A 14,619-nucleotide genomic window follows, 5' to 3' on the forward strand; every position below is an offset into this window, starting at 1 on the left:
GATGATCCGAGTGCTGGTCGCCGACGACGAAGCGCTGATGCGCGTCGGAATCCGGCTGATCCTGGAGAACGCCGACGACATCGAGGTCGTCGCCGAAGCGGGCGACGGCCTGGAGGCCGCGGCGGCCTGCCGCACCCAGGACATCGACGTCGCCCTGCTCGACATCCAGATGCCGACCCGGGACGGCATCGCGGCCGCCGAGGACATCGCCCGGCTCTCGCCCCGTACGTGTGTGGTGATGCTGACGGCGTTCGGCGAGGAGGCGAGCGTGACGCGGGCCCTGCGGGCCGGGGCGAGCGGTTTCCTCCTCAAGGACACCGGCCCCGCCGAACTGATCCGCGCCGTGCAGCTCGCCGCGAAGGGCGAGCCGGTCCTCGCGCCCCGGATCACGCGCCAACTGCTCGAACGGCACGTGCGCTCCGGCCGTGACACCGAGGCCGCCGTGCGCAGGATCGAGGAACTCACCCCGGCCGAACGGGATGTCCTGCGCCTGCTCGGCACGGGCCTGTCCAACGCGGAGATCGCCGACCAGCTGTATATGAGCGCCGGTACGGTCAAGGCCCACATCAGCCGGATCCTGACCCGCACCGGCTGCGCCAACCGCGTCCAGGCAGCGGTCCTGGCCCATGACGCGGGGTTGCTGACGGACTGCTGAGGCGGGGTCCACCGCCTGGGATCCGTGCGTCCTGCCTCCCCTGTCCCTTCGGCCCCGGCTTCGGTCCCGGTCCCGGCCAGAGAACTTCCGTCGGCCGGGGACCGGGACGAACCCCACGGCAGTCACCGGTCGGCGGATTGCCGGGGGAAGCGCGGCGAGACCGCCCGGCTACTACAGCTGCGACTGCACCTGGGAGGAGATCAGGTCCAGGTGGTCCAGATCGTCGAGGTCGAGGATCTGCAGGTAGACCCGCTGGGAACCGATCTCCGTGTATCGGCCGATCTTTTCGACGACCTCGTCCGGGGTACCGGCCAGCCCGTTCGCCTTCAGCTCCTCCACCTCGCGGCCGATCGCGGCGGCGCGGCGGGCGACCTCCGCGTCGTCCTTGCCGACGCAGGCGACGAGCGCGTTGGAGTAGACGAGGTCGGTGCCCTTGCGGCCGGTCTCCTCCGCCGCCGCGCGCACCCGGCCGAACTGCCGCTCGCTGTCCTCGATCGACGCGAACGGCATGTTGAACTCATCGGCGTAACGGCCCGCGAGGCGCGGCGTACGGGTGGCTCCGTGGCCGCCGATGAGCACCGGCACCTTGGGCTGCGCCGGCTTGGGCAGCGCGGGCGAGTCGGTGAGCTGGTAGTACGTGCCGTCGAAGCTGAAGGTCTCGCCGACCTTCGTCTCCCACAGCCCGGTGACGATCGCCAGCTGCTCCTCCAGACGGGCGAACTTCTCCTTCGGGAAGGGGATGCCGTACGCCTTGTGCTCCTCCTCGAACCAGCCCGCGCCCAGGCCCAGTTCGACGCGGCCGCCGGACATCTGGTCGACCTGGGCGACCTGGATCGCCAGGACGCCGGGCAGGCGGAACGTACCGGCGGTCATCAGTGTGCCGAGGCGGATTCGCTTGGTCTCACGGGCGAGTCCGGCGAGGGTGATCCAGGCGTCCGTGGGGCCCGGGAGGCCGTCCGCGGAACCCATGCGGAGGTAATGGTCGGAACGGAAGAAAGCGTCAAAGCCGAGGTCTTCGGTGGCCTTGGCGACGGCGAGAAGGGTGTCGTAGGTGGCGCCCTGCTGGGGCTCGGTGAAGATTCGAAGATCCATGCCTCCATCCTGCACGGTCGAACGTCGGTCAACCCCATCGGTCCCGCCGGTCCTCCGCGTCCCCGGTCGGGTGAAAATGCGTCAACCGTGTACGTGGCGGGATACCGCGCCAGTGACCCGTCTGGGCGGTGATCGTTGGCTCGGGCGGAGCCGGACCGCCCGGCACCCGTCGCCGGCGGTCGGCCGGTGCGTTGCTGGTTCTCCCTGTGGGGAGGGCGAAGGCCGAGGAGGCCGTCATGTCCCAGGAAACCGTTCCCTCGTCGCAGCCCAAGGGTTTGCTGCAGCAGATGGAGGAGCTGATGGCGGCGCTCAACGCGGATCTGTCGCAACTCGACGCGGATTTCCAACAGTCGGCCGAGCGCCCGGCGACCCCGACCCCGGCCGACGGTTCCGACCACGCCTGATCTTTTCGCCCCCGCCGCCCCTACCCATTCCCGTCCCTTGGGGCTCCGCCCCCAAACCCCGCTGAAATTCAGCCCCTCCGGCGTTCGAGGAGCGGGGGTTCGGGGGCCGGCCCCCGAGTAGTGACGGGAATGGGTAGGGGCGGCGGGGGCGAAAGAAACCCCCTACCCCGCCGCCGCCCCCTGATCCCGTACCGCAAGTCTTCGCAGCATCTCCAGCACCCGGTCCCTGGACTCGTCCGCCGCGTCGATCGCCTCCATGCACTGCCAGTACGTCCCCTCGTCATTGGCCGCGCAGGCTATCCCGACGAGGGCTATCCCGACCTCGCCGAGCAACCCGCCGAGATCGAGAAGCGCGAGGCGCGCATCGCCGAGCTCCGTGAGCTGGGCGGCCCGCAGCCTCCCCACATCGAGCACCGGCGCGTCCAGCACCCCGCATCCCCGCCCCGCCAACTCGGTCAACCCCAGTGCCTCGCCCCGTAATTCGGGCGGCCCGGACACCGCCAGCCGACTGCCTATCGCCTGTGCGAGGGCCTGCGCCTGCCAGGCCTCCGCCATGATCCCGGGAGCGTCCGCACTCCCCATCAGGGCACATCTGCTCGCGCCGATGAGCCGCACCGCGTCCATGCGCTGACCCCGTCTGTCCCGACGCGCTCTTCACACGCCTGCCCGAACTCCGCCTGTCCACTACCCAGAGTGAAGTGCTTCGGGACGAAAAGCCAGAGGAAGCCTGAAATCTGTGGACACGGAATTGATTGTGGACAGATCAACAACTCCGGAGAGTGACAAACGGGGTCTTCAAGTCCCTTTCCGGGGGCGCCTCATGGAGTCATGCGGACATGAAGCGGCCGTCAAGCGGACTGTCACGACCCCTCCCCCACCGGAAACCTCCGTTCATTCCGGTCGATCTTCGCATCGAGCGCCGCAAGGGCATCGATACCGAGCACCTCGCACACCTGCAGCAAGTACGCGAGCACGTCGGCGACTTCGTCCGTCACACGGGAGGCCCGCTCCGGGTCGTCCATCACCCGGGCCGACTCCTCGGGCGTCAACCACTGGAAGATCTCGACGAGTTCGGACGCCTCCACGCTGAGCGCGGCGACGAGGTTCTTGGGCGTGTGGTACTGCTCCCAGTTCCGCGCCGCCGCGAACTCGGTCAACCTGCGCTGCAACATCGCCACATCAAGTTCGGTCACGGCTCAAGGTCTACCACCGTCACCCCGCCCACCCCCGCCGCCCAGGACGCGTCGCTCACGGCCCCCACCAGCCGGATGTGCCCGCGCTCGCACATCCGCGCCGCCAGCCGTACGAGCCCCTCCCGCTGCCGTACGTCCAGATCGCGGTCGAAGCCGTCGGCGAGGACGGTGAGCGTCTGCAGTGCCGCGGGCACCTCGCCCGCCGTGTCGACCTCCAGAACCCCGGGCCCGGTGAGCAGCACCAGGGACAGCGCGAGGTACCTCAACTCCCCGTCCCCCAGTCGCCCGAGCGGTGTGCGCAGCCCGTCGCCCCGGTCCAGCAGCCCCCGGACCGTGCCGTCGATCCTGCCGATCTCGCCGGGCTGCCGCTCGGCCAGCAGGTCGAGGACCGGCCCCGCGCATCCCGCGCGCACCGCGTCGACCAGCAGCCCGTGCCGGCGCCCGCACTCCGACCGCGTACGCCACAGCACTTCGGCGAGGTTGCCGCAGCCGCGCAGCAGCCGTCCCGCGCCGAGCGGCACCGCCGTGCGCATCGAGCGGGGCAGCGGATCGCAGGCGAAGACCGACCGCAGGGCGACCACCATCTGCTCGGCGGCGGCCAGGACTTGGCGCTGGCCGTCCGTCTTTCCGGCGACGCGAAGCGGCAGGAGCGGCGTGCCGAGACGGTCGTCGGGCAGTGGCGCCCGGGTCACCGGGGACGAGCCCGCCGTGTGCCAGGCCGCCTGCACGGACCGCCGGCCCGGGTCGCGCAGCGCGGTCTCCAGGAGGGTCAGCCCGCCGGCCGTCAACCGCTCACCCACAATGCGCAGTTCGGGCTCCGCCTGTACGGCGACGTCGAGCCGTACGGGACCCTCGGGGCCGTCCGCCGTGCAGCCGATGCGGAAGCCGCGCCGCCGCTGGGCGTCGGGGCGGGCCCGTTCCGGCACGCACGCGACCGGGTCCGGGAACACCTCGTCCAGTTCGGCGCCGCCGCCTAGCCGGGCGAGTGCCTCGTACGCCCGCAGGGCACTCGATTTGCCGCTGCCGCTGGGGCCGGTGAAGAGGCTGAGCGGTCCGAGCGGGAATCCGGCGCGGCGGTGCGCGGCGAACGCGGTGAGCCGCAGTTCGACGACGCTCGGCCGGTCCGGACGTGCCTCGGCCTGCGCGCGGGACCCTAGAGATGACACGGTCATATCCGGACGGTAGGACTCCGCGACCAGGCGGAACCGTTTCGTCCGCGAAACCTTCCTACGAACGGGGTACCGATCGAGGGTTGACATCCCGATCCGTCGGAAAACACGCCTCGGAATCACGCCCGCGTGCAACACCTCGCGCGTCACGCCCCCGGACCCGGAATCACGCCCCGCGCACAACACTCGGCGCGTCACACCCCAGAGTCGCACTCCGAAAGTCGGGCCCCGTGCGTCACACCCCGGGAATCCCCGCCCCCTCCATCAGCCCCCGCACCTCGGTTCCCGGCGGCGTGAGCAGGAAGACATTCCGGTCGACCCGATGCATCCCGCTCGCGAGGCCGAAGACGACACCCGTACTGAAGTCGAGTACGCGCTTGGCGACGTCCGTCTCGGCGCTGGTGAGGTCCAGGAGGACCGGGATGCCGGCCATCAGGGTCTCGGCGACCTCGCGGGCGTCCGCGAAGACATTGACCCGGAGCACCACGAAACGGCGTCGCGCCTCGGTCTCGGCCTCCGGTATCGCCCGGTGGCCGACCGCCGAGGGCCAGGCGTCGCGACCACGCAGCGGTACGACCTGGGCGAGTCCTTCCCACTGTTCATCGGTGACGTCGTGGCTGTTCACCGGTTCCCCCCGACCTGACTCGCACTGATTGCCTGCACCGGGCAATTCTTGCGCATGATCACCCGTTCGGCCCAATGCGACACGGTCCGCGGCGGACCGCGCCCCTATGCGTCCCCTCACACCCCTGTCACGCCTCCGGGTCCCCTCACACCTCGCCGACGGCGGCTGTGTGGCGCGTGTAACTCCTCAAGATCGCGTCACGTGACACAGGCGTAACGGGCAATTCGTACGCTCATGGACCGAGGTCTTCCTCGGAGAAGCTCGGAATGGCTCGGAAAGGCCGGAGAAAGGCAGCGTGTGAGCACCACCTCCCCCACGTCGCAGGTGCGCACGGTCTGCTCGTACTGCGGTGTGGGCTGCGGCATGGTCCTCGACATCGGGATGGGCCCCGACGGACGGCGTACGGTCCTGAAGGCGTCCGGGGACAAGGCGCATCCGGCGAACCGCGGCCGGCTGTGCACGAAGGGCGCGACCACCGCCGACATGCTCGCCGCGCCGGGACGGCTGACCAGAGCCCTCGTACGGGACGACCGCGGGGCGGAGCCGGGGCCGGCGCCCGTGGACGCGGCGATCGCCGAGACCGCGCGGCGGCTGCGCGCGATCATCGACGAGCACGGTCCCGATGCCTTCGCCTTCTACGTCTCCGGGCAGATGAGCCTGGAGGCCCAGTACCTGGCGAACAAGCTGGCCAAGGGCTTCGTACGGACGAACCAGATCGAGTCGAACTCGCGGCTGTGCATGGCGAGCGCGGGCACCGGCTACAAGCTGTCGCTCGGGGCCGACGGGCCGCCCGGCTCGTACCAGGACTTCGAGAAGGCGGACGTCTTCCTCGTCATCGGCTCGAACATGGCCGACTGCCACCCGATTCTGTTCCTGCGGATGATGGACCGGGTGAAGTCGGCGGGCGCGAAGGTGATTGTCGTCGACCCGCGGCGCACCGCCACCGCCGACAAGGCCGATCTGTACCTGCGGATCAGGCCGGGGACGGACCTGTCCCTGCTGAACGGGCTGCTGTATCTCCTCCACGAGAACGGGCACACAGATCCCGAGTTCATCGCGGACCGCACCGAGGGCTGGGAGGCCATGCCCGGCTTCCTCGCCGACTACGCGCCCGCGGTCGTCGCGGAGACCACCGGCATACCGGAGGACGACATCCGTGAGGCCGCGCGGCTGATCGGTGAAGCGGGCGAGTGGATGAGCCTGTGGACCATGGGCCTCAACCAGTCCACACACGGCACCTGGAACACGAACGCGCTGGTCAACCTGCATCTCGCCACCGGTGCGATCTGCCGCCCGGGGTCCGGGCCCTTCTCGCTCACCGGGCAGCCCAATGCCATGGGCGGCCGCGAGATGGGGTACATGGGGCCCGGTCTGCCGGGGCAGCGGTCCGTGCTCGTCGACGACGAGCGTGCCTTCGTCGAGGAGCTGTGGGAGCTGCCGCCCGACACCCTCCGCAAGGACGGGGTCGGCAAGGGCACGATCGAGATGTTCCAGAAGATGGCCGACGGCGAGATCAAGGCCTGCTGGATCATCTGCACCAACCCCGTCGCCTCGGTCGCCAACCGCCGGACCGTCATCGAGGGTCTTGAGGCCGCCGAGTTCGTCGTCACACAGGACGTCTTCGCCGAGACAGAGACCAACGCGTACGCCGATGTCGTACTCCCCGGCGCGATGTGGACCGAGACCGAGGGCGTCCTCATCAACAGCGAACGCAACCTCACGCTCGCCCGCGCCGCCGTGGAACCGCCGGGCGAGGCGCTCGCGGACTGGCAACTCATCGCGCGGGTCGCCTGCGCCATGGGGTACGAGAAGGGGTTCTCCTACGAGAGCGCGGAGGAGATCTTCGAGGAGATCAAGCGCGCGTGGAACCCGAAGACCGGGTGGGATCTGCGGGGAGTGACGTACGAGCGGCTGCGGGAGACGTCCGTGCAGTGGCCGGCCGCGCGGGAGGACGGGGACGACCGGAATCCGATCCGGTACATCGACTCCGGGGACCCCGTTTTTCCCACGGCCAGTGGGCGGGCCGTATTTCACGCGCGGCCTCATCTTCCCGCCGCCGAGATGCCCGACGACGACTTTCCCTTCGTGCTGAACACCGGGCGGCTTCAGCATCAGTGGCACACGCTGACCAAGACGGGGCGGGTGGCCAAGCTCAACAAGCTCGATCCCGGGCCGTTCGTGGAGGTGCATCCGGAGGACGCGGCGGTGCTCGGCGTGGCCGAGGGTGACCGGGTCGAGGTCGCCTCGCGGCGGGGGCGGGCCGTGCTGCCCGCGGTGGTGACGGACCGGGTGCAGCGGGGGTGTCTGTTCGCGCCGTTCCACTGGAACGACCTGTTCGGGGAGTATTTGAGCGTCAATGCCGTCACCAGTGACGCCGTTGATCCTTTGTCGTTTCAGCCGGAGTTGAAGGTGTGTGCGGTGTCGGTGGTGAGGGTTTCCTCCCCCGCCCCGCCCCTTCCCGCCCTTCCCGAAAGCGGGGCGCTGCCCCGGACCCCGCTGGGGGCGCTGCCCCCAGGCCCCCGCTCCTCAAACGCCGGAGGGGCTGAAAATACCGGTGGCTCCGGAGGGGCTGAGATTTCCGGTGCCGGTCTTGCCAGTGCTGCCCTCGGCCTGACTCCCGCCCCTCCCCCCGTCCTCACCGCCCAGGAACGCCAGTACCTCACCGGGTTCCTCGCCGGGATTCCCGCGGGTGCCCCCGGTGTGCCCGTGCTCCCGCCGGACGCGCCCTTCGGCCCCGACCATGCCCTGTGGGTGAACGGCGTTCTCGCCGGGATGTACTCACGAGCGGCGGACGCCCCGCAGGCCCCTGCCACTCCCCTGCGCGAAGTCGTCGTCCTCTGGGCCTCGCAGACCGGTAACGCCGAGGAGTTCGCGGTCGCGGCGGCCGAGCGGATCACCGCGACCGGGCACCGGGCGACGCTCCTCGGGATGGACGACGCCGACCCTCGTGCGCTGCCGCCGGGAGCGGATCTGCTGTTGATCACGAGCACGTTCGGCGACGGAGACGCGCCCGACAACGGCTCCGGCTTCTGGGCGGCGCTGGCCACTTCCGAGTCGCCGCGCATGGACGGCGTGCGCTATGCCGTACTGGCCCTCGGCGACTCCTCGTACGACGACTTCTGCGGGCACGGCCGCCGACTCGACCGGCGGCTGGACGAGTTGGGAGGGGTGCGGCTCACCCCGCGTACGGACTGCGAGCCGGACTACGAGCCCTCCGCGCAGGCCTGGCTCGACCAGGTGCTCACCGCGCTCGTGCCCGCTCAGCAGGGCGCTCCCGCACCGGCTCCGAGCGCAAGTACAAGTGCGCCTTCGGCGTCGCGGAAGCCCGCCCCCGTCACCGCCCGGCTCACCGGCAACCGGCTGCTCAGCCTGCCGGGCGCGGGCAAGGAGGTCCGCCGGTTCACCTTCGACACACGGGACAGCGAGACCCCGCTGACGTACGAGGCCGGGGACGCACTCGGTGTACGGCCGGTCAACTCCCCCGCGCTGGTGGCGGAGTGGCTGGAGGTGGCCGGGCTGGAGGCCTCAACGACCGTCGATGTGAACGGAGTTGGCCACACCTCCCTGGCCGACGCGCTGGGCCGGCATCTCGACATCACCAGGATCACCCCGGACCTGCTGCGCTTCGTGGCCGAACGGACCGGTGACAACCGGGAGTTGAAGAGACTGCTGCGTCCGGACAACAAGGACGGGCTGGCCAAGTGGAGTTGGGGTCGGCAGGCCGTCGACGTCATCGCCGAGCACCCCGTACGGGCGAGGGCCCAGGAGTGGGCCGGGGTCCTGAAACGGCTCCAGCCACGCCTGTACTCCATATCGTCCAGCCCGCTCGTCGACCCGCACCTCGTGTCGCTGACGGTGTCCGTCGTGCGGTACGAGAACCTCGGCGGACAGGTCCGGGGCGGTGTCTGCTCGCCCTTCCTCGCCGACGCCGAACCGGACACGCCGGTACCGGTGTTCGTGCAGCGCTCCCCGTATTTCAGGCCCCCTGCCGACCCGTCGACCCCGATGGTGATGGTCGGGCCCGGCACCGGAGTCGCGCCCTTCGTCGGCTTCCTCCAGGAGCGGCGGGCACTCGGCCACCGGGCGCCCAACTGGCTGTTCTTCGGCGAGCAGCACCGGGCCACCGACTTCTACTACGAGGACGAGCTGACGGGCTTCGTCGACGACGGCACCCTCACCCGTCTGGACACCGCGTTCTCCCGTGACCAGCGCGCCAAGGTCTACGTCCAGGACCGGATGCGCGAGCACGGGCCGGAACTGTGGTCCTGGCTCCAGAGCGGCGCCCGCTTCTATGTCTGCGGTGACGCCTCCCGGATGGCCAAGGACGTCGACCGGGCCCTGCGGGACATCGCCGTCACACACGGCGGCCTGAGCGAGACCGAGGCCGCCACGTACGTGAAGCAACTCGCCGCGGACAAGCGGTACGTCCGGGATGTGTACTGACAGACCGCCAGGAGCGGCTTCCTGACGGATCGCCAGGGGTGGCCTCGGGAACGGCTTGGGGAGCGGCTTGTTGCGGGGGGGATACTCCCCGCCGGGCGGCCTCGGGTCGCTCTTACCGGCCTCACACCGGGCTCTTCACCTCCGGCACCGCGGTGCTCACCACCGCGCATTAGCTTCCGATGCCGTGTACGTGACAGAGACAAGGCCCTCGGCAACCGGTCTGCGGACACCCGCGAAGGTGTCGTCGCCGGACGGGGCACCCGCGCAGTGGCACCGGCTCCTGACCCTGCTCGCCGACATCAGCCTCTTCATCGGTACGCGTCCGGTGTGGGCGCAGGCCGCGAGCCACCGCCCGCTCGTGGCAGCGCTCATCTCCGTCTGTTACGCGTCGATCCTCACGACCGGTGTCCTGGTCCTGGTGGTCCGCCGGGGCCGTTCGCTCGCCCGGCTCGACCTGTGCGTCCTCGTCACGGCAGTCACGCTCACCCTCTGCGCGTACGCCATGGACCACGGCGGCAGTGACGAGGCCCTGCTCACCACACAGGCCGCGCGGCAACTCGTCCACGGGCTCCCGGTCTACGGGCAGCCATGGCCCGGGCTGTTCGGCCACGGGGTGGCGCTCACGCCCACGGCGGCCGGCGGCTACGACTTCACGTACGGCTATCCGCCCCTGGCCGTGCTGCTCACGGCGCCGTTCGTGGGGGTGGGGCACGGGGCGATGGCCGCGACGCTGGTGAGCACTGGCGCTCTACTGGTCGGCGCGGTCGTCATGTGGTGGATGCTGCCCGTTCCCTGGCGGTCCGCGGCCACTCTCGTGTGCCTCGGTTTCGGGCTGCTCCCCGACTACGCGCGGCTCGGCTATCCGGCGGTCGTCGCGCTCGCGCTGCTCGTGCCGGTGGTGGTGGGCTGGCCGGGGACGGGAGCGGGCGGCCGGCTCGGTCCGGCCGGTCTGGCGCGGGCGGCATGCCTCGGGGCGGCGAGCGCGGCGCAGCAACTGCCGTGGTTTCTGGCGCCGTTCCTGCTGGCCGGGATCTACGCGGTACGCCGTGGGGAGCTGGGGCCGCGCGGGGCCGCCCGTGTCGTGGGCCGGTTCGTGGCGGTGACCGCGACGGTCTGGCTGCTGATCAACACGTACTTCATCGTGCGACAGCCCCACGACTGGCTCTCCGGCATCGCGCTGCCCCTGACCCAGGGCGCGGTCGTCCACGGCCAGGGTCTCGTGGGCATCTCGCTCTACCTCACGGACGGCAGCGGCCGGCTGGTCTGGTACTCGTACGCGAGCCTGCTGCTAGCCGCGGCCCTGCTCGCGCTGTTCGTCCTGTTCGTACAGCGTCTGGGTCCGGCCGCGGCCGTGCTGCCCTGGTGCGCGTTCTTTCTGGCGACCCGTTCCCAGGACGGGTACTACCTGCTGATGACACCGCTGTGGGTGGCGGCGGCCGTCACCGCGCCACCCACGTCGTTCGCGACGGCGTGGCAGCCACGGCTCGGGCTCGGGCGGCGCGCCCGTGCCGGGCTGAGCGCGCTCCTCCTGGCCCCGGCGGCGGTGGGCGTGACCGTCGCGGCGACGAGCACGCCGCCGCTCCGCATGACCGTGCTCGATGAACACCTCGTCGGCCGCGCGGCCCTGGCCGACCTCACCGTGCGCGTCACCAACCGCGGCGACGACGACCTGCGGCCCCACTTCACCCTGACCACGGGTCAGGGCATGTCCCGCTACTGGTCGGTGGCACGAGGCCCGGCCGTCCTCGCCCACCGCACCTCGGCGACGTACGAACTCCGGCCGCCCGCAGGCGGGTTCACGCTTCCCCGGCACGGTGTACGGATCCGGTTGCGGGCCTTCACGGGGGCGCCGATGACGCTGTCGAGCACGGACGTACGGGTCGAGCCCTGAACCGCCGCGGTCAGGCCTTCGCCTCGGCCGTCTCGGGGGTGGTGTCCGGTGCCGTGCCGGGCTCCGGCTCGGCGGCCGTCTTCGGGACCGGGATGAAGAAGGCGACGGCCGCGGCCACGAGGGCGACACCGGAGCCGATCAGCATGGCGACCCGGAACCCGTCCTCGGACGGCAGGGCGAAGCCGCCGAAGTCCGTGGTCATCTGGGCCAGGACCACCGCCATCACGGCGGCCGACACGGAGCTGCCGATCGAGCGCATCAGCGTGTTGAAGCTGTTGGCGGAGGCGGTCTCCGACTGGGGCACCGCGCTCATGATGAGGGCCGGCATCGCGCCGTACGCGAAGCCGACGCCCGTGCTGGTGACGATGGTCACGGCGAGCAGGCTCAGGGGCGAGTCGGTGCCGATCATCGGCAGGGAGATGCCGTAGCCGAGGGAGATGATCAGGGCTCCGACGGTCAGGGTGACCTTGGGGCCGGAGGCGGCCGAGACCTTGGCGCCGATCGGCGACATCACCATCATCATCAGACCGCCGGGGGCCATCCAGAGACCCATGGCCAGCATCGACTGGCCGAGGCCGTAGCCGGTGGCCTCGGGCAGCTGGAGAAGCTGGGGCACGACCAGCGACTGGGCGTACATCGCGAAGCCGACCAGGATCGAGGCGACGTTCGTCATCAGCACCTGCGGGCGGGCGGTCACACGGAGGTCGACCAGCGGCTCACGCGTCCGCAGCTCCCACCAGCCCCAGGCCAGCAGGACGACGACCGCGGCGCCGAGCAGTCCGAGGGTGGTGCCGCTTCCCCAGCCCCAGTCTGCGCCCTTGGAGACGCCGAGGAGCAGACAGACGAGCGCGACGCCCAGGCCGACCGCGCCGAGCAGGTCGAAGCTGTTGCCCGCGGCGGGGTTCGCCCGGCCGACGGGCACGACGAACCAGATCAGGGTGCCGACCGCGAGGGCCAGGGCCGCGACGACCCAGAACAGCACGCGCCAGCTGGCGTTCTCGGCGATCGCCGCGGAGAAGGGCAGACCGAGCGCACCGCCCACACCCATGGACGCGCTCATGATCGCGATGGACGAGCCGAGCTTCTCCTTCGGCACCACGTCGCGCAGGAGGCTGATGCCGAGGGGCACCACGCCCATGCCGAGACCCTGCAGACCTCGTCCGGTGATCATCGGGATCACCGAGGAGGACAGGGCACAGACGACCGAGCCCACGACGAGCGGTATCAGCGAGGCCAGGAGCATGCGCCGCTTGCCGTACATGTCACCGAGGCGTCCCGCGACGGGAGTCGCCACCGCCGCGGCCAGCAGCGTCGCGGTGATCACCCACGAGGCGTTCGAGGCACTGGTGTCGAGCAGCTTCGGCAGGTCCCCGATCAGCGGCACGACCAGCGTCTGCGTGAGCGCGGCCACGATGCCCGCGAAGGCGAGGATGCCGACGACACCGCCTGAGCGGGACTCGGCCTTGGGACTGTCAGGACTTTCCACGGGGGGACTCTCCCTCTTGCGCTTCCGGATCACGGCGGGCGCGACGCACTGCACGGCAGGAATGCGGCATGCATAGAATGTGCATCGTACATGCCCAGTGCATCATGCATATTCGCGACGACGCCCACGCGATGCGATGCGGCGTGACGGGCTGCGGGGTGACGGGATGTGGCGTGACGGGGTGCGGCGGCACGCCGTGCGGTGTCGCACAGACGAGGGGACGCCCCGTCCCAGCAGGCCCAGGACCCAGATCCCCCTCCCGGAGCCGAGGAACCCGAATGGACAAGCCGACAGAGCTGATCGAGTTCGAGGCCATGCTGCTCGGGCGCCACATCCACCTGCTCACCCCGCACGCACGGGGCCTGCACGGACGGCTCGACCGCAGCGCCTATCTCCTGCTCAGCCGCATCCAGGCGGAGGGACCGATGTCCATCGGCCGGCTCAGCGCCGCCTTCGGCCTGGACGTCTCCACCCTCAACCGGCAGACCGCCGCCATGCTGCGCGCGGGCGTCGTGGAGCGCATCCCCGACCCGGACGGTGGCGTCGCCCGCAAGTTCGCCATCACCGCCGAGGGCGAACGGCGACTGACCGCCGACCGCGCCGAGAACGTCCGGGGTCTTGAGAAGGTGGTGGCCGACTGGACGCCCGAGGAGGTCGCCGAGTTCGCGACCCTGCTCAGCCGCCTGAACCGCGATGTCGAACGCCACGACGGGCGCCCTTGGCCGCGGAGTTGAGACCAGCGGCTCCGGTGAGAGCCGCGCGACGGGCCCAACACCCCGGCCCTGAGGCCACCGTCGGTACGGGAGTCAGGAGGCGGCCTCACAACTCCCGTACCCGCACCCCTTGTTGGGGCCGCCGGACTCAACGCCTGGGTACGGCCGAGGGAGGACCGCCCACCGAACCCCGGACAGCAGCGTCCGTGAGTTCCTTCACCCGGGCGGCAGGCACCGGAACGCCAGGGGTCTCGAAGAACCAGCGCCCCATCTCTTCCTCACTCAGCCCCTCGGGCCGCTCCGCCATGTACGGCTGCACGTAGACCGGGGTGTTGGGCTCGCTGCGCCAGCTGTCGGCGAGGGTGCCGATGTCCACCGCGTCGTAGCCGAGGGCGTCCAGGAGACGGGCCACGTCCGCCTTCGCGGCGGGGTCGTCACCGGCGACGGGCAGGGCGCTGCGGTCGGCGGCACCGGAAGGCCGGGCGCTGGTGAACAGGCGCCGGAAGTCGATGTTGTTGAACGCCTTTACCAGCCGCGCACCCTCCAGATGCCGCTGCACGAGAGCGCTGGAGGTCAGCTCGCCCGAGTCCAGCTCGGCGATGCGGCCGTCGCGGTCCGGGTAGTAGTTCATCGTGTCGATCACCGTCCTGCCCGCCAGGGCTTCCACGGGCAACCGGTCGTAGGCGCGCAGCGGGACGGTCGCCACCACCAGGTCACCGGCCCGAGCGGCTTCGGCGGGCAGGGCGGCGCGGGCCCGCTCGCCGAGTTCGGCGACGAGGTCGCCGAGGGTGTCCGGGCCGCGGGAGTTGCTCACGACGACGTTCAGTCCGGCGGCGACGGCGAGGCGGGCCAGAGCTCCGCCGATCATGCCGCTGCCGATGATTCCAAGGGTCTGGGTCACGGTGTCGAATCCCCTTCGATGAATATCGATGGCAATCGGTAGTAGAT

Annotated in this window: 12 protein-coding genes; 5 read left to right on the top strand and 7 right to left on the bottom strand. The window is 70.7% G+C overall.

The genetic code is table 11. The annotated features are described in order from the left end of the window. The first annotated feature begins 1 nt into the window (after nt 1). Nucleotides 2-655 (top strand): response regulator, encoded by a 654-nt coding sequence (locus JEQ17_RS13005; protein ID WP_200395416.1) that lies wholly within the window; start codon nt 2-4, stop codon nt 653-655. Between the two features lie 171 nt (nt 656-826). On the opposite strand, the gene JEQ17_RS13010 is transcribed toward JEQ17_RS13005, so the two are convergent. Next, on the bottom strand, nt 827-1,747 hold the full coding sequence (locus JEQ17_RS13010) for an LLM class F420-dependent oxidoreductase (protein ID WP_200395417.1): 921 nt from the start codon (nt 1,745-1,747) through the stop codon (nt 827-829). A 236-nt stretch (nt 1,748-1,983) separates the two neighbouring features. On the opposite strand from JEQ17_RS13010, the gene JEQ17_RS13015 reads away from it, so the two are divergent. Then, nucleotides 1,984-2,151: a hypothetical protein gene (locus JEQ17_RS13015; protein WP_200395418.1), complete on the top strand. Its 168-nt coding sequence runs from the start codon at nt 1,984-1,986 to the stop codon at nt 2,149-2,151. Nucleotides 2,152-2,313: 162 nt separating this feature from the next. Here JEQ17_RS13015 and JEQ17_RS13020 read toward each other — a convergent pair whose 3' ends face one another. From JEQ17_RS13020 to JEQ17_RS13035, 4 genes are all read right to left on the bottom strand, one after another. After that, nucleotides 2,314-2,775, bottom strand: coding sequence for a DUF6099 family protein (locus tag JEQ17_RS13020; protein ID WP_200395419.1), 462 nt, complete (start codon nt 2,773-2,775; stop codon nt 2,314-2,316). 236 nt (nt 2,776-3,011) lie between these two features. Further along, nucleotides 3,012-3,344 (bottom strand): nucleotide pyrophosphohydrolase, encoded by a 333-nt coding sequence (locus tag JEQ17_RS13025; protein ID WP_200395420.1) that lies wholly within the window; start codon nt 3,342-3,344, stop codon nt 3,012-3,014. Then, complete coding sequence (locus tag JEQ17_RS13030; protein ID WP_200395421.1) at nt 3,341-4,516, bottom strand: AAA family ATPase; 1,176 nt, start codon at nt 4,514-4,516, stop codon at nt 3,341-3,343. Before JEQ17_RS13030 ends, JEQ17_RS13025 begins: the two co-directional genes overlap by 4 nt. Before the next feature lie 232 nt (nt 4,517-4,748). Then, nucleotides 4,749-5,138 carry a cell division protein SepF gene (locus tag JEQ17_RS13035; protein WP_200395422.1) on the bottom strand — a complete coding sequence of 130 codons (390 nt, stop codon included), beginning with the start codon at nt 5,136-5,138 and terminating at the stop codon, nt 4,749-4,751. Between the two features lie 363 nt (nt 5,139-5,501). Between JEQ17_RS13035 and JEQ17_RS13040 the strand changes: the two genes are divergently transcribed. Continuing rightward, nucleotides 5,502-9,581, top strand: a complete 4,080-nt coding sequence (locus tag JEQ17_RS13040; protein ID WP_234048716.1) for a molybdopterin-dependent oxidoreductase — start codon at nt 5,502-5,504, stop codon at nt 9,579-9,581. Nucleotides 9,582-9,819: 238 nt separating this feature from the next. Further along, nucleotides 9,820-11,472, top strand: a complete 1,653-nt coding sequence (locus JEQ17_RS13045) for a hypothetical protein (protein ID WP_200401471.1) — start codon at nt 9,820-9,822, stop codon at nt 11,470-11,472. A 10-nt stretch (nt 11,473-11,482) separates the two neighbouring features. Here JEQ17_RS13045 and JEQ17_RS13050 read toward each other — a convergent pair whose 3' ends face one another. Continuing rightward, entirely contained in the window at nt 11,483-12,958 is a 1,476-nt protein-coding gene (locus JEQ17_RS13050) for an MFS transporter (protein ID WP_200395424.1), read from the bottom strand. 278 nt (nt 12,959-13,236) lie between these two features. On the opposite strand from JEQ17_RS13050, the gene JEQ17_RS13055 reads away from it, so the two are divergent. Next, nucleotides 13,237-13,692, top strand: a complete 456-nt coding sequence (locus tag JEQ17_RS13055; RefSeq protein ID WP_200395425.1) for a MarR family winged helix-turn-helix transcriptional regulator — start codon at nt 13,237-13,239, stop codon at nt 13,690-13,692. 127 nt (nt 13,693-13,819) lie between these two features. Here JEQ17_RS13055 and JEQ17_RS13060 read toward each other — a convergent pair whose 3' ends face one another. Beyond that, nucleotides 13,820-14,596: an NADPH-dependent F420 reductase gene (locus JEQ17_RS13060; RefSeq protein WP_267924837.1), complete on the bottom strand. Its 777-nt coding sequence runs from the start codon at nt 14,594-14,596 to the stop codon at nt 13,820-13,822. Nucleotides 14,597-14,619: the final 23 nt, after the last annotated feature.

The sequence above is a fragment of the Streptomyces liliifuscus genome, assembly GCF_016598615.1.
Lineage (GTDB): Bacteria > Actinomycetota > Actinomycetes > Streptomycetales > Streptomycetaceae > Streptomyces > Streptomyces liliifuscus.